Raw genomic sequence first — 23,897 nt, forward strand, 5'->3', positions numbered from 1 at the left:
GCGGCCCCGGGCGCCCCCAGGTCCTGTCTCACCGACGGCGGATCACGCAGGTGATCCGCCGTCGGCGTCCCCGGCCCCGGACGTGGGCGCGGACGTGGGCGCGGGCGCGGCCCGGAACTGCGACTTCCACGGCCTCACGGCGCCCCGGCTCCGGAACGCCGCCCTCCGCGCGATTCACGGCGCCCGGCCTCACCGAACTCCCGGCGTCAGCGCACGCCCGGTCTCACCGAAGCCCCGGCGTCACCGCACACCCGGCCTCACCGAAGCCCCGGCCTCACCGCACACCCGGCCTCACGACCCCTCCCGCAACTCCACCCGGAAGAGCCGGATCTCCCGTTCCACCCGCGCCTGATACGTCGCGTAGGGCGGCCAGAACGCCAGCGCGACCTGCCACACCTTCGCCCGCTCCTCGCCCTGGAGCAGCGTGGCGCGCACCGGGATGTCCCGCCCCTTCCAGTTGACGACGGCCGCGTCCGGACGGGCCAGCAGATTCGCGGTCCAGGCCGGATGCCCCGTACGGCCGAAGTTGCTGCCGACCAGAATCCAGCTGCCGTCCGCCCCGCCCTCCGGCATACAGGCCAGCGGGGTGGTTCTGGGCTGCCCGCTCCGCGCCCCCGGCACCGTGAGGATCAGCCCCGGCAGCATCCGGGCGCTCAGGAGCACCTTGCCCCGGGTGAGCCGGTGCACGGCGCGGTCCATGGCGGGGACGACGTGCGGGGCGATCCGCGCGAAGGTGCGGGTCGAGGAGACCTTCTGCATCAGCCGGACACCGCGGGCCATCAGACCGCCACCCGCTGTCCCGCGGTCCGGGGTGCGAACAGTCCCGCCTGGCCCGCCGCGTGGTCGCGCAGCCGGTGGACGGGGCCGAAGAGCAGTTCGTCGGCCGCCGCCCGCTTGAAGTAGAGGTGCGCCTCGTGTTCCCAGGTGAAGCCGATGCCGCCGTGCAGCTGGACGGCCTCCGCCGTGGTGACGCGCAGCGCCTCCAGCGCCTGGGCGAGCGCGAGCCCGCCCGCCGCCGGGTCCCAGGCCGCGTAGTACGCCGCGGAGCGGGCCGCCTGCACCCGTACGTACAGATCGGCGAGCCGGTGTTTCACCGCCTGGAACGAACCGATGGGCCGGCCGAACTGTTCGCGTTCCTTGACGTAGGCGACGGTCCGGTCCAGCGCGCTCGACGCGGCCCCGACCGCCTCGGCCGCCAGTACCGCGGCGACCGCGCGTCCGGTCACGGCCAGCGCACCGGCCGCGTCCACGGTGTCGTCGGCGCCGAGGAGTTCGGCGCCGGTGTCGCGCAGTTCGACACGGGCGAGCGGCCTGGTCGCGTCCATCGAGGTCTGCCGGGTGCGGACGAGTCCGGCCGCCGTGTCGGCGCGGACGAGGAACAGGAGCGTACGGCTGCGCGGGAAGCCTCCGGTGTGGGCGGCGACCACGAGCAGCCCGGCGCTGTGGCCGTCGAGGACCTGGGCGGCCTCCCCGTACAGCCGCCAGCCTCCGCCCCCGTCACCTCCGTCCCCGTCGTCGCCTCCGCCTCCGTCCCCGCCCACGGCCCCGTCGGCCCGTCTGGCCTGGACGCCACCGGCACGGCCGCCGCCCGCCCATTCGCCGCGGGCGTTGTCGCCGGTGAGGCCGAGCGCGGTGGACAGGGAGCCGCCGGGGACGGCGAGGGTGGCGGTCAGCCCGCCCGCGGCGATGCGGGGCAGCAGGGCCGTGCGCTGGGCCTCGGTGCCGAGTGCGGCGAGCAGGGGTGCGGCGAGCACGGAGGTGGCCAGCAGGGGTGAGGGCAGCAGGGCGCGGCCGGTCTCCTCGCAGGCGAGGGCCAGTTCGGCGGTCCCGCAGCCGACACCTCCGTACGCCTCGGGCAGCGCGATCCCGGGCAGCCCGAGCTCCCCCGCGAGCCGGTTCCACAGGGCCTCGTCGTAGCCGAGGGCGGTGTCCACGGCGGCACGGACCTCGGCGGGTCCGCAGCGCTCGGCCAGCAGTTCGCGCAGGGTGCGGCGGATCTCGTGCTGCTCCGCGGTGAAGGCGGCGTCCATCCTCGGGCTCCTTCCCCTCGGGAGCGGGTGCCCCCGATCTGACGATGCGTCATGTTAGGCGGGAAGTGGCGAGAAACCCAGACTCCGGCACACCTCCACCGCCCGGGGAGCCACCCCGACTCCCTTTCCGGACACCGGAGAACCGGCCTCCGCCCCGGTCACGTCCACTCACATCTGATGTACCGTCAGATTCATGCCTTCCTCACCCTCCTCCTCCCCGCGCAAGGTCGCTGTCGTCGGCATATCCCTCGCGGACTGCGGACGCGTCGACGGGCCCACCCCGTACGCCCTGCATGCCCAGGCGGCCCGCCGGGCACTCGCCGACTCGGGCCTGGACCGTTCGCTCGTCGACGGCTTCGCCTCGGCGGGCCTCGGCACGCTGGCCCCGGTCGAGGTCGCCGAGTATCTGGGCCTCAAACCCACCTGGGTGGACTCCACGGCGGTCGGCGGCGCGACCTGGGAGGTGATGGCGGCGCACGCGGCGGACGCCATCGCCGCGGGCCGGGCCAACGCCGTGCTCCTGGTGTACGGATCGACGGCCCGCGCCGACATCAAGGCGGGCCGCCGCACGTCGAACCTGTCGTTCGGGGCGCGCGGCCCCCTCCAGTTCGAGGTGCCGTACGGGCACTCGCTGATCGCCAAGTACGCGATGGCCGCCCGCCGCCACATGCACGAGTACGGCACGACACTGGAGCAGCTCGCCGAGGTGGCGGTACAGGCGCGGGCGAACGCGGCGGTCAACCCGGAGGCGATGTTCCGGGACCCGATCACGGTGGACGACGTGCTGTCGGGCCCGATGATCGCGGACCCGTTCACCAAGCTTCACTGCTGTATCCGCAGTGACGGCGGCTGCGCGGTGCTGCTGGCGGCGGAGGAGTACGTACCGGACACGGCGAAGGCCCCGGTGTGGATCCTCGGCACCGGCGAGCACGTCTCGCACTCCGCCATGTCCGAGTGGGAGGACTTCACGGTCTCCCCCGCCGCCGTCTCCGGCCGGCTGGCCTTCGAACGGGCCGGGGTGCGGCCCGCCGACATCGACATCGCCGAGATCTACGACGCGTTCACCTATATGACGCTGGTGACGCTGGAGGACCTGGGGTTCTGCGCGAAGGGCGAGGGCGGCGCGTTCGTCGAGAAGGGCCGGACCGGCCTGACGGGCGAGCTGCCGGTGAACACGGACGGCGGTGGCCTCTCCGCCTGCCACCCCGGAATGCGGGGGCTGTTCCTGCTGGTGGAGGCGGTACGGCAGCTGCGCGGCGAGGCGGGCGCACGTCAGGTACGGCGCGCGGGCGGACGGCTCCCGGAACTGGCGGTGGCCTCGGGAACGGGCGGCTGGTTCTGCTCATCGGGCACGGTGGTGCTGGGCCGGGGCTGAGGGAGGCGCGGGCCCGGCAGGGCCGAGGGGCCCCGGCCGAGGGGGCGGGGACGGGGACGGGGACGGGCGACTCGCTCACACAGCCACGACCGTGAGAGCCCCCTCCAGCCCCTTGAAGTCATCGGCATTGCGGGTGAAGAGCGGCAGCCCTCTGATCGAGGCCACCGACGCGATCATCAGGTCCATACGCCGGGGACGGGGATCACGTCCGGCGGCGACGGCAAGGGCAACCAGGCTTCCGTAGCGGGCTGCGGCCTCCCCGTCGAAGGGCAGCGGATCGAAGTCCGCCACCGCAGCTCCCAGATGCTCCATCCTCACAGCCCTGACCACCGGGTCCTTGGCCATGCTCACACCCTGCTGAAGCTCAGCCAGAGTCACCGCCGTGAGAAGGGGCAGCGTCGGCAGGACCTCCGGGTTCAGCACGTTGAGGTCGATATACGTACAGGTGTCGAGCACACCCGTGTGATGCCGTTCAGCCACGGGGACGCTCCCAGGGGTCGTCGTCGCCCACCCGGTCCTCGGTACCGAAGAACTCGTCGGCCTCACGACGCATCGACGCGGCGTCCATCCGCGGCAGCCGCCGATGCCGGGCCACCAGCTCCTCCGCGCTGAGCTGCCGTTTCCGGGCGAGTGGCCGGAGCTCCGCAACCTCTATCCCGTTGCGGGTGATGTGGAAGATCTCGCCTCCCTCCACCGCGTCCATGACCGCGGCGGAGTTGTTCCTGAACTCTCGCTGAGTGATGGTCTTCATGAAGCAAGCGTAGCTCCACGTGTCTCACTGTGCTACATGAATGATGTGGCCGCATGACCGACGCGACTCCTGATGCCCAGCGCGCCTTCCGGGACCTTCTGCACGCCCAGCACGTCTGGGACGTCGACCTCCCCGGCTTCGACCCGGCCACCGCGCCGGACGCCCCCGTACCCCTCTTCCACGCCTGGTTCGCCGAGGCGGTGACCGCCGGGCAGCCCGAGCCGCACACGATGACGCTGGCCACCGTCGACAGCGCGGACCGCCCCGACGTACGGACGCTGATGCTGCACGACGCGGACGGCCGGGGCTGGCACTTCGCCACGCACTCCACCAGCGCGAAGGGCCGCCAGCTCGCCGCCCGCCCCTACGCCGCACTCGGTTTCTACTGGCCCACCCAGGGCCGGCAGGTGCGGGTACGGGGCCCGGTCACGGCCTGCACACCCGCCGAGAGCCGCGCCGATCTGCACGCCCGGTCCACCGGGGCCCTGGCCTCGGCGCTGACCGGGTCGCAGAGCGCGGTCCTCGGCTCAGGGGAGGAGCTGACCCGGGCCGCCGACGCGGCGTGGGAGCGGGCGCGGGCGGAGCCGGACGCCGAGGTGGAGACCTGGACGCGCTATGTGGTCGAGCCGGAGGAGGTCGAGTTCTTCCAGGGCGACGCGGGGCGACGGCACATCCGGCTCCGCTATCGCCGGGAGGCGGACACCTGGGTGCGGGAACTGCTCTGGCCGTAGGAGACACGGCGGCGCGTCTCCGTCCGTACAGCAGGCCGGATTTATTCGATTTCAACAAGAAAGGGGCACTATGGGAGACAGGTGAGCTGTTGGGAGGCATCGATGCCACGAACTCGTTCCCGCTACGCGCCGGACCGCGGTCTGACCGCCCGCATGGTCAGCACCATGTTCTTCATCGGTCTGCTGTACGTCGTCCTCGTCGGCGTGCTGCTCGCGGTGGCGCGCGGGGCCTGGCCGATCATCCTGATCATCACGGGCGGCCTCTTCATCGCCCAGTTCTGGTTCAGCGACCGCATCGCGGCGTACGGCATGGGAGCCCGCGAGGTCACGCCCGAGGAGGCCCCCGAGCTGCACGGTGCGATCGACCGGATATGCGCCCTGGCGGACATGCGGAAGCCGCGGGTGGCGATCGCGCAGAGCGACGTACCGAACGCCTTCGCCACCGGGCGCAGCGAGAAGACTGCCCTGGTCTGCGCGACCACGGGACTGCTGCGCAGACTGGAGCCCGAGGAGCTGGAAGGGGTCCTCGCGCACGAGATGTCGCACGTCGCGCACCGCGATGTCGCCGTCATGACGATCGCGTCGTTCCTCGGCGTGCTGGCGGGCATCGTCACCCGAGTGGCCCTGTGGGGCGGCTTCGCCCGCAACAGCCGGGGCAACGACCCGGTGGGCATCGCGATCATGCTGATCCCGCTGGTCAGCGCCGTCGTGTACGCCCTCAGCTTCCTGCTCACCCGGCTGCTCTCCCGCTACCGCGAGCTGTCCGCCGACCGCACGGCCGCGCTGCTCACCGGACGCCCGTCGTCCCTCGCGTCGGCCCTGACGAAGGTCAGCGGCCAGATGGCCCGCATCCCCACCGAGGACCTGCGGAAGGCGGAGCCGTACAACGCCTTCTACTTCGTCCCGGCCTTCGCCTCCAAGGAGAGCCTGAGCCGGCTGCTCTCCTCGCACCCCACCCTCGAACAGCGCCTGGACCAGCTGGCCCGCATCTCGGCGGACCTGTCCCGCCCGTAGGGGCCCCCGCCCGTAGGGGCCCCCGCCCGTACCCGTACGGATCGCCACCCGTACGGATCCCCGCCCCCGTGAGGCCCCCCGCCCGCTGCCCGTACTGATCCGTCCCCGTAAGGACCCCCGCCCGTAACTCCCGAAGGAGACTCCGTGGGCCTGCTCGACGCGATCCTGGGCCGGAGCAAACCGGTCCGCCCCGATCTCGACCAGCTCTTCGCCGTCCCCTCGGCCGCGCTCACCCTCCAGGCGGGCGCGGGTTTCACGCCGACCGGCCTCGGTTCGGTGTGCTTCGCGGGGGTGGAGGGCGGCGGCTTCGCCCGTATCCAGGAGGACGTACGGGAACTGCTGGACGCGGACACGGACCGGGGCGGGGTCCCGGTGGAGTTCAGCCGGGACTCGTACGGCTACACCTGGCTGCTGGCCCGCCACGCTCCCGAGGACACCGCCGGCCTCGTCAACGATCTGCACGCGGTCAACACCCTGCTCCAGGACGGCGGCTTCGGCCCGCAGCTGCTCTGCTCGCTGATCGGCTTCCGGGACGCGGAGGGGCGTTCACTGGCGCTGGTGTACCTGTACAAGCGCGGCACGTTCTATCCGTTCGCCCCGGTCCCAGGAGGCGCGGAAAAGCGGGACAGCCAGCTGGAGTTGCAGGCCAGGGCCGTACTCGGCGACGACCTGCGGGTGGAGAAGGACCTCGCCCGCTGGTTCCCTGTCTGGGGCGCGCCGGGGCTGTGAGCGAGACCTCAGCGGTCCGTGGCTCGCGGATGCGCCGTGCCGGCATAGGTGATCCAGCAGGTGTAACGAGCGGTGTCCACCAGGTACCAGATGCGACCGCTTCCGGTTACCTCGATCTGCCATTGCTCGCAGGTGCGTCCGCGGTGGGTACCGTGCGCCAGGCTCCCTTTCAGCGTGTGGTGCCGGGCTGTCTGGACGGCCGGCCGCGGGTCCGAGCGGATGGCGAGCCAAGCCCGATAGGTGTTTTCGCGCGCCTGGCGGCCCAGCGACTCCCAGCCTTTGGCCGACGCGGCATCGGCGAACCGGACCTCCCATTGGCCCTCCGGCGCCGGAGGGGCGGCGCGATCGCCTCGACCGGCGGTCACGCGATGGACCGGGGGTCTGGCACGGGGCCGTAGTCCACGCCGTGATCGGTCGTCAGCGCCGTCAGCAGCTCCGGATCGGAATGGACCTCCGCCGTGTGCTGCCACGCGGCAAGCATCTGGGCGACGGACGCACTGTTGGAGAGGGAGTCGGCAGCACGCATGGTGTCGACCAGTTCGACGGCGAAGGCGTGGACATCCGGCTCCGGCAGGAATCGGATCCACGGGAACGCGTCCGGCAGTACGTCCAGAAGCAGCTCCATGGTGCCGGGGTCGCGCCGCGCCATCGCCACCAGCATGCGCGTGGCCGCGGATACCACCGTCTGGTCCTGCTCGGCCCTCGCCGCAGTGGTCAGGACCAGGTCCTCCCCATCCCTTCGATGCAGCAGAAGGCGGGGGGACTCCTTCAGCCGGGCAAGCGTCTGCTTGTTCTTGTTCACCAGCTCGGAGAAATTCACAGCCGCGTTTTCAGCGCTCATGACTTTCAAATTACTTCGAAAGTCGGCTGCTCGCCATCCTCCGATCGAGTGGCACCGAGGGCGGCCCCGCGTCAGCGCCGGGCCCGGAACACCGGTACGGCCTCCTCGCCCTCCTCCTGCCGGAAGGTGACCCGTAGCTCCATCCCGATGGCCAGATCCGCCTCCTCGCAGGTCACGATCTCCGTCATCATCCGGGGCCCCTCGGCCAGGTCGACGACGGCCGCGACATACGGGACGCGGGTGCCGAAGGGCGGCAGGTCGTTGCGGTGGACGACGGACCAGGTGTAGAGCGTGGCCCGGCCGCTCGCCCGCTCCCAGGCCACGTCCTCGCTCCAGCAGTGCGGGCAGAACTCGCGCGGGTAGTGGTGGGCGCGCCCGCAGGCGCCGCAGCGGCGCAGAAGCAGCCACCCCTCGGCGGCGGCGTCCCAGTAGGGGCGGGTGAAGGCGTCGGGTTCCGGCAGGTCGTAGCGGGGCGCGGCCGTCACAGGAAGAGTCCGATCGCGGCGTCGAGCGACCACGCCTGCCAGGACATGGCGAACAGGGCGACGAGCGAGATGAGCGCCATCATGGCGTTCTGCCCCTGCTCGGCCCAGTCGTGGATCATCAGGACGAGGTAGAGCAGGTTGAGCAGGAGCCCGGCGACGAGGGCGACCGGGGTGAGGAACCCGGTGATCAGCCCGAGTCCCAGGGCGAGTTCGGCGTACACGACGAGGTACGCCATCGCCTTGGGCCGGGGCTCGACGATCCGCCGGAAGCCGGCGCGCACCACGGGCCACCGGTGCTTGCCCGCCACGTCGGCCGCCCAGGCGATGCCCGTACCGCGCTCGAACCAGCCCTTCTTGTCCTTGTGCCGCCAGCTCTCCAGCCACCACAGGCCGAGCCCTATACGGAGAACGGCGAGCCATTCCGCGCCGCCGAGCCAGATGGTCTGCATCGGGGTCCCTCCCGGTCGCCGAATCTGACGGTACGTCAGTTCACCTGATGGCGACGGCGGTACGCAAGAGGCGTGCACGGGTCCCCGTGATCAATTCGCAATCGATTTCGGTCTTGACCGAGACCCAACAACAAATCGCGCCATTACGCTCCGAAGCATGTCCGACCGCGCTCTCCTCTCCGGCCCCTCCACCAGGCCCGTCTACGTCATCGGCGGCGGCCCCGGCGGCCTCGCCGCCGCTGCCGCCCTGCGCGCCCGGGGAGTGCGGACGGTGGTGCTGGAGAAGTCGGAGAACGTCGGCGCGTCCTGGCGCCGCCACTACGACCGGCTGCATCTGCACACCACCCGCCGCCGGTCCGCCCTGCCGGGGCTGGCCATGCCGCGCCGGTTCGGACGGTGGGTGTCCCGGGACGACGTGGTGCGGTACCTGGAGAAGTACGTCGAACACCACGAACTGGAGGTGGTGACGGGCGTCGAGGTGTCCCGGATCGACCGGACCGCCGACGGCACCGGCTGGCAGCTCACCGCCACCGGCGGCCGGGTGCTGACCGGCCGGGCGGTCGTCGTCGCCACCGGCTACAACCACACCCCGCGCACCCCCGACTGGCCGGGCCGCGACACGTTCACCGGGGAGTTGGCGCACGCCTCGGAGTACCGCAACCCGGCCCCGTACGCGGGCAAGGACGTCCTGGTCGTCGGCATCGGCAACACGGGGGCGGAGATCGCCGTGGACCTGGTGGAGGGGGGCGCTTCCCGGGTACGGATCGCGGTACGCACCGTTCCGCACATCGTGCGCCGCTCCACCGCGGGCTGGCCCGCGCAGTCGACCGGCATCCTCGTACGCCGCCTGCCGGTCCGGCTCGTCGACCGGGCAGGCCGCCTGATGTCCCGGATCGCCGTCCCCGACCTCACCGCCCAGGGGCTGCCGCGCCCGGACACCGGCCTGTACTCGCGGGTCAGGGAAGGGGCGATCCCGGTCCAGGACGTGGGGCTGATCAACGCGGTGAAGAAGGGCCGGGTGGCCCCGGTGGCGACGGTGGAGTCCTTCGACCAGGACACGGTGATCCTGACCGACGGCACCCGGATCACCCCGGACGCGGTGATCGCGGCAACCGGCTACCGGCAGGCCCTGGAGGACCTGGTCGGCCACCTGGACGTGCTCGACGCACGCGGACGCCCGGTGACCCACGGAGGCCGCGCCCCGAAGCAGGCGCCCGGCCTGTACTTCACCGGATTCACCAACCCGATCAGCGGCATGCTCCGCGAAATGGCCCTGGACGCGGAGAAGATCGCCAAAAAGGTGGCCCGAGCGCACTGAGCGGCGGCTTGCCCGTCCCGGACCGGCTACGCCCAGGTGCCCTTGGCCGCGATGCGGCGGGCCCAGGTTTCCAGGTCCGACGGTGCGCGGCCGAGTACCTCCCGTACGCCGTCGGTGACCTCCGCCGAGCGGCCTGCGCGGTGCAGGGCGAACATGGCGCCCAGCGCGTCGGCGGCGGCCTCGGGCCAGCCCTCGGCGAGCAGTTCCGCGCGGTAGGCGTCGGGGGTCAACTCCTCGTAGCGGATGGTCCGTCCGGCGGCGCGGGCGATCGTCTGCGTGGCCTCGGCGAAGGTGAGCGCCCGGGGGCCGGTCAGTTCATGGATACGCCCGGCGTGGCCGTCCTGGGTGAGGACGGCCACCGCCACCTCCGCCACGTCGTCCACGTCGACGAACGGTTCGGGCATCGCGCCGATCGGCAGTCCGAGCCGGCCGGCCCGCAGCGGGGCCAGCCAGAGGTCCTCGTCGAAGTTCTGGAAGAAGTTGCTGGGCCTGAGGATCGTCCACTCGGCCCCGGACTCGCGTACCGCCGTCTCGCCTGCCGCCATGCCCCGGCCGAAGCCGCCCACGGCCTCGTCGAAGCCGCCACCGGCCGCGTCGAAGCCGCCCCCGGCCCCGTCAATGCCGTGGCCGGACAGGGCGACGAAGCGGCGTACGCCCGCGGCCGTCGCCCGGGTGACGAACTCTTGCACCGGGGACGGGTCGTCGGGTGCGACGAGATAGACGGCCGACGCCCCGGACAGTGCGGGCTCCCAGGTGTCCGGGAGGGTCCAGTCGAACCTCACTTCACCGGAGCGGGAGGCCGCCCGGACCCCGGCCGTCCCGGCGTCGCGCAGGCGCTGGACGACCCGGCGGCCGGTCTTGCCGGTGGCACCCAGGACGAGGATGTCGGCGGGGGCGGAGGAGGAAGCCAAGGCGGCGCGGGTGCTCGTCTGCGTGGTCATGGGGCAAGTCCATCGCGGCGACGGTGCCGCGACCATGGCCGCCCGTCCGTGGCACATAGGCGATCGTCCGGACCGGTGCCGGGGCTGCGTACGGTGGGGAGCATGGACGTGTTCGATGAGCTGTTGCGGGGTGTACGGGGCAAAGGTGCGGTGTTCGGCCGTTCGGTGTTGTGGCCGCCATGGTCGCTGCGGTTCACGGACGGGGCGTATCTGACCCTGTGCGTGCCCCTGCGGGGTGCCGGGTGGATCGTGCCGGAGAGCGGTGCGCCGCAGCGGGTGGGGCTCGGCGAGACCGCGATCGTACGGGGCCCGGCGCCGTTCGTCTTCACCGACGACCCGGCCACGAGTGCGGGGCCGGGGGCCTCGGTGCGGGAGGTGCGCTGGCGTGAGGACCGGCCGGACGACGCGTCGGCCCCCGACGACGAACTCACCGGCCCCACCGTCCTGCTGGCCGCCGCCTACGACGTGCACGCGGAGGTTCCGCAGCGGCTGCTGCGGGTCCTGCCCCCGGTGCTCGTCGTGCCGGACGACCACGACTGCACGGCGATGCGCGACTATCTGGAGGCCCAGATCACCGGGGCACGGCCGGGCCGGCAGATCGTGCTCGACCGGCTGCTGGACTGGCTGCTGGTCTGCACGCTGCGGGACTGGTTCGACCGCCCCGAGGCGGATCCGCCCAAGTGGTACCGCGCGCTGGGCGACGAGGTCGCGGGCCCCGCGCTGCGCGCGATGCACGAGGACCCGGCCCATCCGTGGACGACGGCAGAACTGGCGACCCGGGCCGGGGTGTCGCGGACGACCCTGGCGAAGCGGTTCACGGAACTGGTCGGGGAGGGGCCGGTGGCGTATCTGACCGAGTGGCGCATGACCCTGGCCTCCGACCTTCTGACCCGCCCCGAGCTGACGGTGGCGGCCGTGGCCCGGCGGGTGGGGTACGCGGACGCCTTCGGCTTCAGCGCGGCGTTCAAGCGGCTCCGGGGCGAGAGCCCGAGCACATACCGCCGGGAGGCCGCTTCCCTCGTACCCCCGGAGCTGAAGGCCCCCGCCGGGTGAGTGGGTGCCTTCCAGCTCCAGGGTGCCGAGACGGTCGGTGCGGAGCGCGGGGATGCGGAATCGGTTGGCGCTGGGTGCGGGGTGATGGGTGCTGGACGCTGGGTGACGGGCGCTGGGTGATGGGCGCTCCGGGGATGTGGGAACGGTTGGTACGGGACGGAGCGCGGGGGCACAGGGCCGTTCGCCCCCTGCTCCCGCGCCTCCCCCGCCCTCACACCTGCCAGGCGCCCCCCGCAGCCGCGTCCCGCACGAAATCGGTGAAGTCGCGCGGTGCCCGGCCGAGCGCGCGCCGTACCCCGTCGACGACCGGGGCCTCCATGCTCGTCCGGATCGGCTTCAGCGCGTCGGTCCAGACCTCCGCCTCCTCGGCCGGGAATCCCTGGGCGACCAGCCCGGCCCGGAATTCGTCCTCCGCCACGGGGACATAGCGGGCCCGCAGCCCCGTCACTCCGGCGATCTCCGCGAGTACATCGGCGATCCCCAGCGCCCGGGTGCCGGACAGTTCGTACACCTGGCCCTGATGACCGTCCTCGGTGAGCGCGGCGACGGCCACCGCCGCGATGTCCTCGGCGTCGACGAACGCGGCGGTGCCGTCCCCGGTGGGCAGGGCGAGCTCGCCGCCCGTCACTCCGTCGTGGAAGATGCCCTCGCTGAAGTTCTGGGCGAACCAGCCCGGCCGCAGGATCGTCCACTCCACCCCGGAGGCCCGTACGGCGGTCTCCCCCTGCACATGGGGCCCGTCACCGTCGTACGCGGCACCGAAGTATCCGGGCACGTCCACGCCCCGGGCCGAGAGCAGCACCAGCCGCCGCACCCCGCTCGCCACGGCCCGCTCCACCAGGGCGGGCGTCGGCGAGGGCGAGATGTCGTACGGAACGATGTAGGCCGCGGTGACCCCGTCGAGGGCCCCTTCCCAGGTGCCCGGGTCCGCCCAGTCGAACGGGATCTCCGAGGAACGGGAGGCGACGCGCGTCTCCACGCCCTGCTCCTGGAGCCGGGCCACCACCCGGCGGCCGGTCTTGCCGGTGCCGCCGATTACCAGAACAGTTTCCTTTGTCATGCCTGAAGCCTGTCCCGGCGGCGCCCCCGCGGCCATGTTCCAGAATCCGGGATGAATGTCCGGACGTCCGGGCCCCTCGCCGGCCACGGCCACGGCCACCGGGCGATGCTCCCGACCGGCGGTGCCGCACGCATCCCGTCCCACCCATTCCGTCCCAGCCATTCCTGACGGGGCGTCAGTTCAGTAAACTGACAAGGCGTCAGCTATGGAACGGGGGCCCGGACGACTCCGCGGGGCCCGGACGGACACCATCGAGCAGAAGTGGGCGGAACGATGCTTGGATCGACTCACGGCACCCTCACCACCGACTTCCGCGCCAGAGTGGTGGCCTGCGGCGAGGAGCCGCACGCCGCCGTCGTCAGCATGACGACCGCCGCGGTGGAGGGCGGTCTCGACGTCAGCGGGCGCCCGCTGCACGCGGCCGTGCCCGACCTGGACCGGTTCTTCCGGCCACGGTCCGTGGCCGTCATCGGGGCCTCCGACACCGAGGGGCGGCCGAACACCGGGATCACCCGGCAGCTCATCGCCTGGTCCGAGCGGGTCGGGGCGCGGCTGCACCCGGTGCATCCCACGCGGGACTCCGTGTTCGGGCGGGCCTGCTCTCCTTCCGTGGCCGACCTGCCGGAACAGGTCGATCTGGCCGTACTGCTGATCGGCGACCCCCTTCCGGTCATCGAGGAACTCGCCGAGGCCAAGGTGAAGTTCGCCGTGGCCTTCGCCTCCGGGTTCGCCGAGACCGGCGAGGCGGGCGCGGCGGCGCAGGCCAGACTGGCGGCCGCGGTGGAACGGTCCGGGCTGCGGCTGCTCGGGCCGAACACCAACCTCAACGCCTTCGAGGAGTTCCGGGAGGATCTGGACGGGCCCGCGATCGCTCTCATCACGCAGTCCGGGCACCAGGGCCGGCCCGTCTACACCCTCCAGGAGCTGGGCATCCGGCTCTCGCACTGGGCGCCCACGGGCAACGAGGCCGATCTGGAGACCTCCGACTTCATCTCGTACTTCGCCGAGCGCCCCGAGGTCGGGGCCATCGCCTGTTACGTCGAGGGCCTCAAGGACGGCCGCGCGTTCCTCCTCGCCGCGGACCGGGCGGCCCGTGCCGGGGTCCCCGTCGTGGCGGTCAAGGTGGGGCGTACGGAGACGGGGGCCCGGATGGCCGCGTCGCACACCGGCAAGCTGACCGGCGCCGACCAGGTGGTGGACGCGGCGATGCGGCAGTTCGGGGTGATCCGGGTGGACGGCCTCGACGAACTCCAGGACACCGCCGCGTTACTGGCCCGCGCCAGGCCGCCGCAGGCCGACGGGGTCGCGGTGTATTCGATCTCCGGCGGCACGGGCGCGCACTTCTCCGACCTGGCCACCGGGGCGGGGCTCCAGCTGCCCACCCTGTCCGAGGAGAAACAGCGCGAACTGCACTCCTGGATACCCGGCTATCTCAACGTCGCCAACCCGATCGACAACGGCGGCCACCCCGTCGGCGACTGGCGCGGCCGGAAGATCATCGACGCGATCCTCGCGGACCCGTCCGTCGGGGTGCTGATCTGCCCGATCACCGGCCCCTTCCCTCCGATGAGCGACCGGCTCGCCCAGGACCTGGTGGACGCGGCGGAGACCACGGACAAGCTGGTGTGCGTGATCTGGGGGTCGCCCGTCGGCACCGAGGACGCCTACCGCACGACGCTGCTCGGTTCGTCCCGGGTCGCCACCTTCCGTACGTTCGGCAACTGCATCACCGCCGTACGGGCCTATCTGGACCACCACCGCTTCGCCTCCGGCTACCGTTCGCCGTTCGACGAGGCGCCGCGCACCCCGTCGCCCTCGTTCCGCAAGGCGCAGGCACTGATCCGCCCGGGACGCCGGCTGAGCGAGCACGCGGCGAAGCAACTGCTGCGCGCGTACGGCATTCGCGTGCCGCGCGAGCAGCTGGTGACCAGCGCGGCGGCGGCCGTCCGGGCGGCGGGGCTGGTCGGCTACCCCGTCGTCATGAAGGCGTCCGGCGCCCAGCTCGCCCACAAGACCGAGCTGGGGCTGGTGAAGGTGCAGCTCACCTCCGCCAGCCAGGTCCGCGACGCGTACCGCGAGCTCACCGACATCGCGCGCTTCGAGTCCATCGACCTGGACGGGGTCCTCGTCTGCCAGATGATCGAGCGGGGCGTCGAGATGATGGTCGGCGTCACCCAGGACGCCCTCTTCGGGCCGACCGTGACCGTCGGTCTCGGCGGCGTACTGGTCGAGGTCCTGCACGACACGGCGGTCCGCGTGCCGCCGTTCGGCGAGGACCAAGCGCGGGACATGCTCGGCGAGCTGCGCGGGCGTGCGCTCCTGGAGGGAGTACGCGGCGGGCCGCCGGTCGATGTGGACGCGCTCGTCGAGGTCGTCCTCCGGGTGCAGCGCATGGCCCTGGAGCTGGGCGACGACCTCACCGAGCTGGACATCAATCCGCTGGTGGTACTGGGGAGGGGGCAGGGCGCGGTAGCCCTGGACGCGCTGGCCATCTGCAGCTGATCCCCCACACCGGCCCCGGCGCCACCACCCGCCACCGCCGCTCCGGTCCCTGCCTCCGCTCCGGCCGCCTCTGCTCCTGCCCTTGTCCCACCACGTGCCGCCCGCACCCCGCCGTCGCCCGCCATGGAGCTGCCTCATGCCGTCCTCCCCCGAAGACACCGCCAGGCCCGACACCCCCGTCGGACCCGTAGAACCCGTAGAACCCATCGAATCCGTAGAACCCGTTGAGTCATTGGTACTCCACACCACTGACAACGGCGTCTCGTGGATCACCCTCAACCGGCCCGGCGCCATGAACGCCGTCACCTGGGACCAGCGTGAACGCGTCATCGCCCTGCTCGCCGAAGCCTCCGCCGACCCCGCCGTACGGGCCGTCGTCCTCACCGCGACCGGTAGCGGCTTCTGCGCGGGCGCGGACCTTCGCGGCGCCCCGGCGTCCGGTGGTGAACGCGTTCCCGGAGATGTCGCCCGGACGATCCGGCTCGGCGCCCAGCGTCTGATCGCCGCCGTCCTGGACTGCGAGAAACCCGTGATCGCCGCCGTCAACGGCACCGCGGCCGGCCTCGGCGCGCACCTCGCGTTCGCCTGCGATCTGGTCCTGGCCGCCGACTCGGCGAAGTTCATCGAGGTGTTCGTACGGCGCGGTCTCGTCCCGGACGGCGGGGGCGCGTATCTGCTGCCCCGGCTGATCGGACCGCAGCGCGCCAAGGAGCTGATGTTCTTCGGCGACGCGCTCCCCGCCGCGGACGCGGAGCGGCTGGGGCTGGTCAACCGCACGGTGCCGGACGCGGAGCTGGCGAAGACCGCCGGGGAATGGGCGCGGCGGCTGGCCGACGGGCCCACCCGGGCGATCGCGCTGGCCAAGCAGCTGGTGAACGTCTCGCTGGACAGCGACCGGGCGACCGCGTTCGCCGCCGAGGCGATGGCCCAGGAGGTCAACATGACGACGCGGGACGCGAACGAGGGGGTCGCGAGCTTCGTGGAGCGGCGCTCACCGAAGTACCAGGGGCGGTAAGGGTCCAGCCCTTCCGGTCTGATGATTCGTCAGCTCTAATGGAGGTGTGATGGGACACGCAGGTATGGCCGCAACCGCCGTCCGGTACCTCAGGTCCGTCGGTGCCGGAACCACCGCCCCGGCGCCGCTGGACCCGTTGCCGCGGCCCGATCTCCGAGCCGTCCGCGACGACGAGCGACTGTCCGTCGACCCGGGCGAATTCCGGCGCGTGCTGGGGCACTTCGCGACGGGCGTCACCGTCGTGACGGCCCAGGACGCGGACGGTCCGACCGGGTTCGCCTGCCAGTCGTTCGCCTCGCTCTCCCTCGATCCGCCGCTGGTCACCTTCATGGTCGCCCGCACATCGACGACCTGGCCGCGCATCGCGCGCGCCGGAGTCTTCTGCGTCAACATCCTGGGCGCGGACCAGGGCGCGCTGTGCCGGGGGTTCGCGGTGAGCGGGGCCGACAAGTTCGCGGGAGTGGCGTACGGGAACAGCCCCGCGACCGGGTCACCGCTCCTGCGCTCCGTACCGGCCTGGGTCGACTGCCGCATCCAGGCCGTCCACACGGGCGGGGACCATCTGATCGTGGTCGGCCGGGTGGAGGCACTGGGGGCGACGGCGGACGGCGCGGACGCGGATCCGCTGCTGTTCCACCGGGGGGCGTTCGGCCGGTTCAGCGGCTGAACCGGCCGAGGGGCCTCACACAGGCGCCGGTGTCTTCCGCCGGATCACCAGCGCCATCAGTGCCGCCGTCGCGCACAGCGCCCCCGACGCGTACCAGACCATGTCGTACGAACCGAACACGTCCCGTGCCACACCGCCGAGGAACGCCACCGCCGCCGCGCCGACCTGGTGCGAGGCCAGGACCCAGCCGAAGACGATCGCGCTGTCCTCGCCGTACTGCTCACGGCACAGCGCCATGGTCGGCGGGACCGTCGCGACCCAGTCCAGGCCGTAGAACACGATGAAGAAGACCATCGGCGGGTGGACCGTCGGCGCCATCAGCATCGGCAGGAAGAGCAGCGAGACGCCGCGCAGCGCGTAGTAGACGGCGAGCAGGCGGCGGGCGTCGTAGCGGTCGGTGAGCCAGCCGGAGAAGATCGTGCCGATCACGTCGAAGACCCCGATGACGGCGAGCAGCGAGGCGGCGGCCGTGATCGGCATGCCGTGGTCGTGGGCCGACGGGACGAAGTGGGTGCGGATCAGGCCGTTGGTCGAGGCCCCGCAGATCGCGAACGTCCCCGCGAGCAGCCAGAACGGGCCCGTCCGCGCCGCGTCGAACAGAATGCGCACCGCACGCCCCGCGGCGCCCTTCTCGGGTGCGGGCTTCGCCACGTACTCGCCGCCGTACGGGGCCAGGCCCACGTCGGCCGGGTGGTCGCGCATCAGGAGCCAGACGAACGGGACGACGACCAGGGCCGCCAGAGCCACGGTCACCGAGGCCGGGCGCCAGCCGTGGGCGTCGACGATCCAGGCGCAGAGCGGGAGGAACACCAGCTGGCCGGAGGCACCGGCCGCGGTGAGGACGCCGGTGACCAGGCCGCGCCGGGCGACGAACCAGCGGTTGGTCACGGTGGCGGAGAACGCCATCGCCATGGAGCCGGTGCCCAGGCCGACGAGCAGGCCCCAATAGATCATCAACTGCCACGCCGCCGTCATCCAGACACTGGCCAGTGCCCCCACGGCCACCATGCTCAGCGCGACGACGACGACCCGCCGGATGCCGAACCGGTCCATCAGCGCCGCGGCGAACGGTGCCGTCAGCCCGTACAGCGCCATGTCGATCGAGACGGCCAGCCCGATCTCCCCGCGCGACCAGCCGAACTCCGTGTGGAGCGGGTCGATGAGCAGGCCGGGAAGCGAGGTGAACGCCGCGCCGCCGATGATCGTCACGAAAGTGACGGCGGCGATGATCCAGGCCCGGTGGACGCGCGGCTCCGGGCGGCGGCGCCCGGGGTTCCCGGCCGGCCGGGAAGGAGTCCTGGAGCGGCGGTCGTACGTCCCGGAACGGGGGCCGGGCTTGCCGGCGCGGCGATCGTACGTCCGGGAACGGCGGTCGGACGTCGCGGCCTCGCGGTCCGGCCTCGCGGCGGCGCCGGGCCGTCGGTCGTCGTCCCTGGCGGCGCCTTCGGTTGTCTGGGTCACGTCATTCAGCATCCGGCCCGGATCTCGGGCGTACGAGTGGCCGGACGGACACGGTTCGCAGGGATCGGGCCACGGGTCGGGGCACCCGTACCTGTCCGGACCTATTCGACCGCCCCTCCCGGACCTCCCGGACCTATTCGGCCGCCCGCTCGAAGGCCCGGCCGGACCTGCCACGCCGCACCGCCCACGCGTGCGCACCGCAGGCCGCCCCCGCCCCCACCGCGTACCAGAACAGGTCCGGGGCGTTGAACGTCGAGCCGAGCACCAGCCGGGCCACCCCGCTGCGCGCCGACAGCTCCGCCGGTACGCCGGTCAGCTGGGCGAACTCCACCGCCCAGCTGAAGGCCAGCGCCACCCCCGCCACCGGCAGCGGACGCGCCCTCGGGGCGACGATCACCACCAGGACGTGGATCAGCACCGTGTACAGCGCGTCCCCGGCGTACTTGGCGATGTCCCCGCCCGCCGCCGACCGGATGCCGAGCCCGGCGGCCACGGTCAGCACCGCGCCGGCCGCCGCCAGCGCCCTCGTACGTGCGGCCGACGCCCGCCCGGCCACCCGCGCCGTCATCCGATCCGCTCCAGCCGCCGGATCGGCCGCGCCATCAGCAGCACGCCCACCACCAGCATGTTGATCACCGCACCGGCCAGCAGCACTTCCGGCGCGCCCACCGCCTCCGCCACCGGTCCGGCCAGCGCGCGGCCCGCCGCCACCATCAGGAGCGAGCCCGCCACGTCGTAGGCGTGCAGACGGTTCAGGGCCTCCGGCGGGACGTGGGTCTGAACCGTCGTCGACCACATCACCAGCCAGAACGCGAACGCCGCGCCCGCCACGAACTGTCCGGCCCCCAGCGCGAACACCGGCGTCCCCAGCCCCAGCACCACCAGGTTCACCACCACGGCGGACAGCGCGAGGGTCCCCGCCGCGAGCGGTCTGCGCGGGCGCAGCCGCAGGGCGAGCAGCCCACCGGCCACACTGCCCGCGCCGTTCACCGCCATCATCGCGCCGTACGTCCCCGAGCCGTGCTCCTCGGTGACCAGGACGGCGGTGAGCGGGAGCATCGGGCCGAGCACCATGAAGCCGTACACCGTCCAGATCGCGATCACGCCCCACAGCCAGGAGCGGGCCCGGAACTCCCGCCAGCCGTCGACGAGTTCCGCGACGAACGTGCCGCGCACCGCGTCGTCGGCCGGGGCGGGCGCGAGCCGCATCAGGAAGAGGCAGATCCCGGAGACGGCGAAGGTCGCCGCGTTCGCCAGGTACACGGCCCCGGCGCTGGCCAGCCCGACGAGTACGCCCGCGAAGGCCGGACCCGCCATGGTCATCAGCGCCTCGGAGACCCGGAGGACCGCGTTGGCCCGCTGGACGTCGGAGGAGACCCGGGGCACGGTCGAGGCGACGCCCGGCTGGAACAGCGCGGCGCCGACCCCGGCGACGGAACTCAGTACGTAGACCGACCACAGCGGCGGGTTGCCCGTCGCGAAGGCCACCGCGAGCACCGCCGCACCGGTCAGCCGGAGCGCATCGGCGATGATCATCATGCGGCGCGGGGTGAAGCGGTCCGCCAGCACCCCGCCGAACAGCACGAAGAACGCCAGCGGCCCCATCCAGGCGGCCAGCGCGAACCCGACGGACGACGTGGGGCGGCCCGCGCCGAGCAGACCCGCGGTGAGTGCCACGGGGATCATCCCGTCCCCGAAGAGCGCGACGGTACGGGCGACGAAGAAGTACCGGAAGTTACGGTTCCAGAGCTCGCCGGGACCCGAGCCGAGCCCAGCGCCGAGCCCGGAGCCAAGCCCGGAGGGACCCACGCCGGAACCCGCGCAGGGACCCGCGCCGGGACCCGCGCCGGCCGTCACTCCCCGTAGCGGGAACGGCGTGGGCGGGGGCGGAACCATGTCGTCCGGTGCCTCGGGAATGGGCGCGGTTTCTGTGGGCTTCTCCATCACAGCAGTGACATGTATCAGCTTTTGGTCTATACCAGCTAGTGAGTTGTAGGAGGTCCGTCATGCCGCACCGTGTCGTCGTCCTGGCCCTCGATGGGCTGCTCCCCTTCGAACTGGGCATCGCCCAGAGGATCTTCGGCCGGTCGCTCGGCGCGGAGCCCCGCAACAAGGGCAAAAAGCTGTACGAGGTCGTGACCTGCTCCGTCCGCCCGCCGGGCCCGGTCCACACCGACGCGGACTTCACGATCACCGTCGAGCACGGGCCGGAGGCGCTCGCCACCGCCGACACCGTCGTCGTCCCCGCCTCCTACGAGCTGGGCCCCGTCCACACCGAGGGCAGGCTCACCGAGGAGCTGGCCGCCGCGTTCGCGCTCGTCCGGCCGGGCACCCGGATGGTCTCCATCTGCACCGGCAGTTACGTCCTCGCCGCCGCCGGGTATCTGGACGGGCGGCCCGCGACCACGCACTGGTCCTCCGCCGAACACTTCCAGCGGCTCTTCCCGAACGTCCGCGTCGACCCGGACGTCCTGTTCATCGACGACGGCGACGTCCTCACCTCCGCCGGGGTCGCCGCGGGGATCGACCTCTGCCTGCACATCGTGCGCCGCGACCACGGTGCCGCCGTCGCCAACGAGATCGCCCGCCGCACCGTCGTACCCCCGCACCGGGACGGGGGGCAGGCCCAGTACATCCACCGGCCCGTCCCCGAACCGCAGTTCGCGACCACCACCGGCGCCCGCGCCTGGGCGCTGGGGCGTCTGGACCGGCCGATCCTGCTGCGCGACATGGCGCGGCAGGAGGCGATGAGCGTACGGACGTTCACCCGCCGCTTCCGCGAGGAGGTCGGCGTCAGCCCCGGCCAGTGGCTGGCCCAGCAGCGGGTGGAGCGGGCCCGGCAGTTGCTGGAGTCCACGGACCTGTCGATCGACCAGGTGGCGCGGGACGCGGGTTTCGGCACGGCCACCTCGCTGCGCCAGCACCTCCAGGCGGCGTTGGGCGTGCCACCGACCGTGTACCGCCGCACCTTCCGCACGACGGCGGACCAGGGCCACTGACCCACAACGGCGCGGGCGCCGCTCACTCCGGCGCAAGCTCACCCCGGCGCCGCCCAGCCCGGCGCCGCCCAGCCCGGCGCCGCTCACCCCGGCGCCCGCTGGACGCGCTCCCCCGGCGCCACGGACGCGCCACGGAAGCGACGCGGGCGCACCACGGACGCGACCGCGGGCGCGTCGCACCGCGTGGCCTCAGAACACCAGCACCCCCCGCGCCACCCGCCCGTGGTGCGCGTCGTCCGCCGCCTTGTCGAAGTCCTCCACCGGGTAGGTCCTGGTCACCAGCTCGTCCAGGAGCAGCCGCCCCTCGCGGTACAGGTCGGCGTAGAGCGCGATGTCGCGCTGCGGGCGCGACGATCCGTACCGGCAGCCCAGGATCGACTTGTCCAGATACATCGACGAGACCAGGAACGACGCCTCGGCCGTCGCCGCCGGAACCCCGAGCAGGATCGCCTGGCCGTGCCGGTCCAGCAGGTCGATCGCCTGCCGGATCAGTTCCGTGCGGCCCACGCACTCGAAGGCGTGGTCGGCGCCGGTCGGCAGGATCTCACGCACGCCCTCGGCCGAGGTCAGGAAGTGCGTGGCGCCGAACTGCCGGGCCACCGCCTCCTTCGCCGGGTTCGCGTCGACGGCCACGATGGTCAGGGCGCCCGCGATCCGCGCCCCCTGGATCACGTTGAGACCGATGCCTCCGGTGCCGATGACGACGACCGTCTCGCCGCGGTCGACCCGCGCCCGGTTGAGTACGGCGCCGACTCCCGTGAGGACCCCGCAGCCGATCAGCGCCGCCGAGGTCAGCGGGATCTCGGCGGGGATCTTCACCGCCTGTACGGCCTTGACCAGGGTGCGTTCGGCGAACGCGGAGTTGGAGGCGAACTGGAACAGCGGCTTCCCGCGCCGCGTGAAGGGCCGCCCCGGCCTGCCGATCGCCTTGCGGCACATCGTGGGCCGGCCCCGGTCGCACTGGGCGCAGGCCCCGCAGTTCGCCAGCGTCGACAGCGCCACATGGTCCCCCGGCGCCACATGCGTGACACCCGCGCCGACGGCCTCCACCACCCCGGCACCCTCGTGGCCGAGAACCACCGGCGCGGGGAAGGGGATCGTGCCGTCGATCACCGACAGATCGCTGTGGCACAGGCCCGCCGCGGCCACCGCGACCAGCACCTCACCGGGCGCCGGATCGCGTATCTCCAGGTCGTCGATGACCTCGGTCCGCTTGCCGTCGAAGACGACGCCTCTCATCTCGGCTCCCTCGGTAGGCCGAGCACCCGCTCGGCGATGATGTTCCGCTGGATCTCGTCCGAGCCGCCGTAGATGGTGTCGGACCTGGTGAAGAGGAACAGGCGCTGTGCCTCGTCGAGTTCGTACGGGCTCCGCTCGGACCATGCGGCCGGCCCGACGGCCCCCGCCGGACCCTTGATCCGTACGGCCAGCTCGCCGAGCCGCTGGTGCCAGCCGCCCCACAGGAGCTTGGCCACGCTGGGGGCGCCGGGGTCGCCCGTCGTACCGAGGGTGCGCAGCGCGTTCCAGCGCATGGTCCGCAGCTCCGCCCACTGCCGCACCAGCCGCTCCCGCACGACCGGGTCGGTGACGGCGCCGCTGTCGACGGCGGCGCGCACCACCCGCTCCAGTTCGGCGGCGAACCCGATCTGCTGGACGAGCGTGGACACCCCGCGCTCCAGGGCCAGCAGCCCCATGGCGACGGTCCAGCCGTTGCCCTCGCCGCCCACCACCTCCTCGGCGCGCGCCCCGTCGAAGAAGACCTCGTTGAACTCGCTGGTCCCCGACATCTGGCGGATCGGCCGCACCTCGACGCGGCCCGGCTGATCCATCTCGACCAGCAGGAACGACAGCCCGTGGTGGCGGGACGATCCGGGCTCGGTGCGGGCCAGCACGAAGCACCAGTCGGCGTCCCGCGCGAGTGACGTCCAGATCTTCTGCCCGGTCACGGCATAGCCGCCCGCCCCCTCCCGTACGGCGGCCGTGCGCACCGAGGCGAGGTCGGAACCGGCGCCCGGTTCGCTGTACCCCTGGCACCACAGCGTCTCGCCGCGTGCGACGCCGGGCAGGAAGCGCCGCCGCTGCTCCTCGGTGCCGTACGCGATCAGGGTCGGGGCGAGGAGGTTCTCGCCGATATGGCCGACGCGGGCGGGGGCGGCGGACGCGGCGTACTCCTCGGCCCAGAGCACCTGCTGGGCCGGGCTCGCGCTCCGGTTGCCGTAGCCGGGGGCCGGGGTCTCCCAGCCGAGGCCGATCCAGCCGTCGCGGCCGAGGGTGCGTTCCCAGGCGCGGGGGGTGGTGGCGGTGGGGAGGTTGGCCTCCAGCCAGCCGCGGGCCTGTGCGCGGAACGCCTCGTCCTCGGGCCCGAAACGGAAGTCCATGCGTGCCTCCTGCTTCTCTCCTGGGGCTCCGCCCCACGGGCGGATCGGGCGTCGGGCCGGGTGCGGCCCCTGGAGCGGTCAGGCGTCGGGCCGGGTAC

The 23,897-nt window shown here is 72.7% G+C and carries 25 protein-coding genes; 10 read left to right on the forward strand and 15 right to left on the reverse strand.

All coding sequences use genetic code 11. The features are described from left to right. Positions 1-291 precede the first annotated feature (291 nt). A complete protein-coding gene (locus A6A29_RS04220) occupies positions 292-780 on the reverse strand; it encodes a nitroreductase/quinone reductase family protein (protein ID WP_073718507.1) in 489 nt (162 codons plus the stop codon). Further along, positions 780-2,030 carry an acyl-CoA dehydrogenase family protein gene (locus A6A29_RS04225; protein ID WP_073718508.1) on the reverse strand — a complete coding sequence of 417 codons (1,251 nt, stop codon included), beginning with the start codon at positions 2,028-2,030 and terminating at the stop codon, positions 780-782. Before A6A29_RS04225 ends, A6A29_RS04220 begins: the two co-directional genes overlap by 1 nt. Positions 2,031-2,223: 193 nt before the next feature. Between A6A29_RS04225 and A6A29_RS04230 the strand changes: the two genes are divergently transcribed. Continuing rightward, positions 2,224-3,405, forward strand: coding sequence for a thiolase C-terminal domain-containing protein (locus A6A29_RS04230; protein WP_073718509.1), 1,182 nt, complete (start codon positions 2,224-2,226; stop codon positions 3,403-3,405). Between the two features lie 75 nt (positions 3,406-3,480). On the opposite strand, the gene A6A29_RS04235 is transcribed toward A6A29_RS04230, so the two are convergent. Together A6A29_RS04235 and A6A29_RS04240 are read right to left on the reverse strand one after the other, a co-directional pair. Further along, positions 3,481-3,885, reverse strand: a complete 405-nt coding sequence (locus A6A29_RS04235) for a type II toxin-antitoxin system VapC family toxin (protein ID WP_073718510.1) — start codon at positions 3,883-3,885, stop codon at positions 3,481-3,483. After that, entirely contained in the window at positions 3,878-4,156 is a 279-nt protein-coding gene (locus tag A6A29_RS04240; RefSeq protein ID WP_073718511.1) for a type II toxin-antitoxin system Phd/YefM family antitoxin, read from the reverse strand. The genes A6A29_RS04235 and A6A29_RS04240 overlap by 8 nt, the downstream gene beginning before the upstream one ends. Before the next feature lie 53 nt (positions 4,157-4,209). Between A6A29_RS04240 and A6A29_RS04245 the strand changes: the two genes are divergently transcribed. From A6A29_RS04245 to pspAB, 3 genes are all read left to right on the forward strand, one after another. Then, on the forward strand, positions 4,210-4,887 hold the full coding sequence (locus A6A29_RS04245) for a pyridoxine/pyridoxamine 5'-phosphate oxidase (RefSeq protein WP_073718512.1): 678 nt from the start codon (positions 4,210-4,212) through the stop codon (positions 4,885-4,887). 102 nt (positions 4,888-4,989) lie between these two features. Then, positions 4,990-5,901, forward strand: coding sequence for a zinc metalloprotease HtpX (gene htpX / locus A6A29_RS04250; RefSeq protein ID WP_073718513.1), 912 nt, complete (start codon positions 4,990-4,992; stop codon positions 5,899-5,901). Positions 5,902-6,045: 144 nt separating this feature from the next. Then, positions 6,046-6,630, forward strand: coding sequence for a PspA-associated protein PspAB (gene pspAB / locus A6A29_RS04255; protein WP_073718514.1), 585 nt, complete (start codon positions 6,046-6,048; stop codon positions 6,628-6,630). 8 nt (positions 6,631-6,638) lie between these two features. On the opposite strand, the gene A6A29_RS04260 is transcribed toward pspAB, so the two are convergent. From A6A29_RS04260 to A6A29_RS04275, 4 genes are all read right to left on the reverse strand, one after another. Beyond that, positions 6,639-6,995: a hypothetical protein gene (locus A6A29_RS04260; RefSeq protein WP_073718515.1), complete on the reverse strand. Its 357-nt coding sequence runs from the start codon at positions 6,993-6,995 to the stop codon at positions 6,639-6,641. Further along, the gene (locus A6A29_RS04265; protein WP_073718516.1) at positions 6,992-7,471 is read right to left on the reverse strand and encodes a hypothetical protein; all 480 of its coding nucleotides are present in this window, start codon (positions 7,469-7,471) and stop codon (positions 6,992-6,994) included. The genes A6A29_RS04260 and A6A29_RS04265 overlap by 4 nt, the downstream gene beginning before the upstream one ends. Positions 7,472-7,542: 71 nt before the next feature. After that, positions 7,543-7,956 carry a Zn-ribbon domain-containing OB-fold protein gene (locus A6A29_RS04270; protein WP_073718517.1) on the reverse strand — a complete coding sequence of 138 codons (414 nt, stop codon included), beginning with the start codon at positions 7,954-7,956 and terminating at the stop codon, positions 7,543-7,545. Then, positions 7,953-8,405 carry a DoxX family protein gene (locus A6A29_RS04275; RefSeq protein WP_073718518.1) on the reverse strand — a complete coding sequence of 151 codons (453 nt, stop codon included), beginning with the start codon at positions 8,403-8,405 and terminating at the stop codon, positions 7,953-7,955. The genes A6A29_RS04270 and A6A29_RS04275 overlap by 4 nt, the downstream gene beginning before the upstream one ends. Positions 8,406-8,562: 157 nt before the next feature. Here A6A29_RS04275 and A6A29_RS04280 point away from each other — a divergent pair, with 157 nt between their 5' ends. Beyond that, complete coding sequence (locus tag A6A29_RS04280; RefSeq protein ID WP_073718519.1) at positions 8,563-9,723, forward strand: flavin-containing monooxygenase; 1,161 nt, start codon at positions 8,563-8,565, stop codon at positions 9,721-9,723. 26 nt (positions 9,724-9,749) lie between these two features. On the opposite strand, the gene A6A29_RS04285 is transcribed toward A6A29_RS04280, so the two are convergent. Beyond that, positions 9,750-10,664, reverse strand: a complete 915-nt coding sequence (locus A6A29_RS04285; RefSeq protein ID WP_073718520.1) for an NAD(P)H-binding protein — start codon at positions 10,662-10,664, stop codon at positions 9,750-9,752. 102 nt (positions 10,665-10,766) lie between these two features. On the opposite strand from A6A29_RS04285, the gene A6A29_RS04290 reads away from it, so the two are divergent. Beyond that, on the forward strand, positions 10,767-11,717 hold the full coding sequence (locus A6A29_RS04290; protein WP_073718521.1) for an AraC family transcriptional regulator: 951 nt from the start codon (positions 10,767-10,769) through the stop codon (positions 11,715-11,717). Positions 11,718-11,928: 211 nt separating this feature from the next. Here A6A29_RS04290 and A6A29_RS04295 read toward each other — a convergent pair whose 3' ends face one another. Beyond that, positions 11,929-12,777: an NAD(P)H-binding protein gene (locus A6A29_RS04295; RefSeq protein WP_107468148.1), complete on the reverse strand. Its 849-nt coding sequence runs from the start codon at positions 12,775-12,777 to the stop codon at positions 11,929-11,931. 273 nt (positions 12,778-13,050) lie between these two features. Here A6A29_RS04295 and A6A29_RS04300 point away from each other — a divergent pair, with 273 nt between their 5' ends. From A6A29_RS04300 to A6A29_RS04310, 3 genes are all read left to right on the forward strand, one after another. Next, a complete protein-coding gene (locus A6A29_RS04300; RefSeq protein WP_073718994.1) occupies positions 13,051-15,279 on the forward strand; it encodes an acetate--CoA ligase family protein in 2,229 nt (742 codons plus the stop codon). 136 nt (positions 15,280-15,415) lie between these two features. Further along, entirely contained in the window at positions 15,416-16,294 is an 879-nt protein-coding gene (locus A6A29_RS04305) for an enoyl-CoA hydratase/isomerase family protein (RefSeq protein WP_073718522.1), read from the forward strand. Between the two features lie 64 nt (positions 16,295-16,358). Further along, positions 16,359-16,961 carry a flavin reductase family protein gene (locus A6A29_RS04310; protein WP_073718523.1) on the forward strand — a complete coding sequence of 201 codons (603 nt, stop codon included), beginning with the start codon at positions 16,359-16,361 and terminating at the stop codon, positions 16,959-16,961. Between the two features lie 15 nt (positions 16,962-16,976). Here A6A29_RS04310 and A6A29_RS04315 read toward each other — a convergent pair whose 3' ends face one another. The 3 genes from A6A29_RS04315 to A6A29_RS04325 all read right to left on the reverse strand — a co-directional run bounded on the left by A6A29_RS04315 (position 16,977) and on the right by A6A29_RS04325 (position 20,366). Beyond that, the gene (locus A6A29_RS04315) at positions 16,977-18,422 is read right to left on the reverse strand and encodes an MFS transporter (RefSeq protein WP_385731901.1); all 1,446 of its coding nucleotides are present in this window, start codon (positions 18,420-18,422) and stop codon (positions 16,977-16,979) included. A gap of 133 nt (positions 18,423-18,555) precedes the next feature. Then, a complete protein-coding gene (locus tag A6A29_RS04320) occupies positions 18,556-18,990 on the reverse strand; it encodes a ribosomal maturation YjgA family protein (RefSeq protein WP_073718524.1) in 435 nt (144 codons plus the stop codon). After that, positions 18,987-20,366 carry an MFS transporter gene (locus A6A29_RS04325; protein ID WP_241838310.1) on the reverse strand — a complete coding sequence of 460 codons (1,380 nt, stop codon included), beginning with the start codon at positions 20,364-20,366 and terminating at the stop codon, positions 18,987-18,989. Before A6A29_RS04325 ends, A6A29_RS04320 begins: the two co-directional genes overlap by 4 nt. Before the next feature lie 62 nt (positions 20,367-20,428). Between A6A29_RS04325 and A6A29_RS04330 the strand changes: the two genes are divergently transcribed. Further along, on the forward strand, positions 20,429-21,421 hold the full coding sequence (locus tag A6A29_RS04330; RefSeq protein WP_073718525.1) for a GlxA family transcriptional regulator: 993 nt from the start codon (positions 20,429-20,431) through the stop codon (positions 21,419-21,421). A 189-nt stretch (positions 21,422-21,610) separates the two neighbouring features. Here A6A29_RS04330 and A6A29_RS04335 read toward each other — a convergent pair whose 3' ends face one another. Continuing rightward, a complete protein-coding gene (locus tag A6A29_RS04335) occupies positions 21,611-22,660 on the reverse strand; it encodes a Zn-dependent alcohol dehydrogenase (protein ID WP_073718526.1) in 1,050 nt (349 codons plus the stop codon). Then, positions 22,657-23,799: an acyl-CoA dehydrogenase family protein gene (locus A6A29_RS04340; RefSeq protein WP_073718527.1), complete on the reverse strand. Its 1,143-nt coding sequence runs from the start codon at positions 23,797-23,799 to the stop codon at positions 22,657-22,659. Before A6A29_RS04340 ends, A6A29_RS04335 begins: the two co-directional genes overlap by 4 nt. Positions 23,800-23,897 lie beyond the last annotated feature (98 nt).

This window comes from Streptomyces sp. TSRI0281 (assembly GCF_001905125.1).
In the GTDB taxonomy this organism is placed as follows: domain Bacteria; phylum Actinomycetota; class Actinomycetes; order Streptomycetales; family Streptomycetaceae; genus Streptomyces.

Coding starts and splice junctions, on each gene's coding strand:
- A6A29_RS04220 (WP_073718507.1), bottom strand. CDS start 780: ATGGCCCGCGGTGTCCGGCTGATGCAGAAGGTCTCCTCGACCCGCACC.
- A6A29_RS04225 (WP_073718508.1), bottom strand. CDS start 2,030: ATGGACGCCGCCTTCACCGCGGAGCAGCACGAGATCCGCCGCACCCTG.
- A6A29_RS04230 (WP_073718509.1), top strand. CDS start 2,224: ATGCCTTCCTCACCCTCCTCCTCCCCGCGCAAGGTCGCTGTCGTCGGC.
- A6A29_RS04240 (WP_073718511.1), bottom strand. CDS start 4,156: ATGAAGACCATCACTCAGCGAGAGTTCAGGAACAACTCCGCCGCGGTC.
- A6A29_RS04245 (WP_073718512.1), top strand. CDS start 4,210: ATGACCGACGCGACTCCTGATGCCCAGCGCGCCTTCCGGGACCTTCTG.
- htpX (WP_073718513.1), top strand. CDS start 4,990: ATGCCACGAACTCGTTCCCGCTACGCGCCGGACCGCGGTCTGACCGCC.
- A6A29_RS04265 (WP_073718516.1), bottom strand. CDS start 7,471: ATGAGCGCTGAAAACGCGGCTGTGAATTTCTCCGAGCTGGTGAACAAG.
- A6A29_RS04275 (WP_073718518.1), bottom strand. CDS start 8,405: ATGCAGACCATCTGGCTCGGCGGCGCGGAATGGCTCGCCGTTCTCCGT.
- A6A29_RS04280 (WP_073718519.1), top strand. CDS start 8,563: ATGTCCGACCGCGCTCTCCTCTCCGGCCCCTCCACCAGGCCCGTCTAC.
- A6A29_RS04285 (WP_073718520.1), bottom strand. CDS start 10,664: ATGACCACGCAGACGAGCACCCGCGCCGCCTTGGCTTCCTCCTCCGCC.
- A6A29_RS04290 (WP_073718521.1), top strand. CDS start 10,767: ATGGACGTGTTCGATGAGCTGTTGCGGGGTGTACGGGGCAAAGGTGCG.
- A6A29_RS04295 (WP_107468148.1), bottom strand. CDS start 12,777: ATGACAAAGGAAACTGTTCTGGTAATCGGCGGCACCGGCAAGACCGGC.
- A6A29_RS04300 (WP_073718994.1), top strand. CDS start 13,051: ATGCTTGGATCGACTCACGGCACCCTCACCACCGACTTCCGCGCCAGA.
- A6A29_RS04305 (WP_073718522.1), top strand. CDS start 15,416: ATGCCGTCCTCCCCCGAAGACACCGCCAGGCCCGACACCCCCGTCGGA.
- A6A29_RS04310 (WP_073718523.1), top strand. CDS start 16,359: ATGGCCGCAACCGCCGTCCGGTACCTCAGGTCCGTCGGTGCCGGAACC.
- A6A29_RS04320 (WP_073718524.1), bottom strand. CDS start 18,990: ATGACGGCGCGGGTGGCCGGGCGGGCGTCGGCCGCACGTACGAGGGCG.
- A6A29_RS04325 (WP_241838310.1), bottom strand. CDS start 20,366: ATGGAGAAGCCCACAGAAACCGCGCCCATTCCCGAGGCACCGGACGAC.
- A6A29_RS04330 (WP_073718525.1), top strand. CDS start 20,429: ATGCCGCACCGTGTCGTCGTCCTGGCCCTCGATGGGCTGCTCCCCTTC.
- A6A29_RS04335 (WP_073718526.1), bottom strand. CDS start 22,660: ATGAGAGGCGTCGTCTTCGACGGCAAGCGGACCGAGGTCATCGACGAC.
- A6A29_RS04340 (WP_073718527.1), bottom strand. CDS start 23,799: ATGGACTTCCGTTTCGGGCCCGAGGACGAGGCGTTCCGCGCACAGGCC.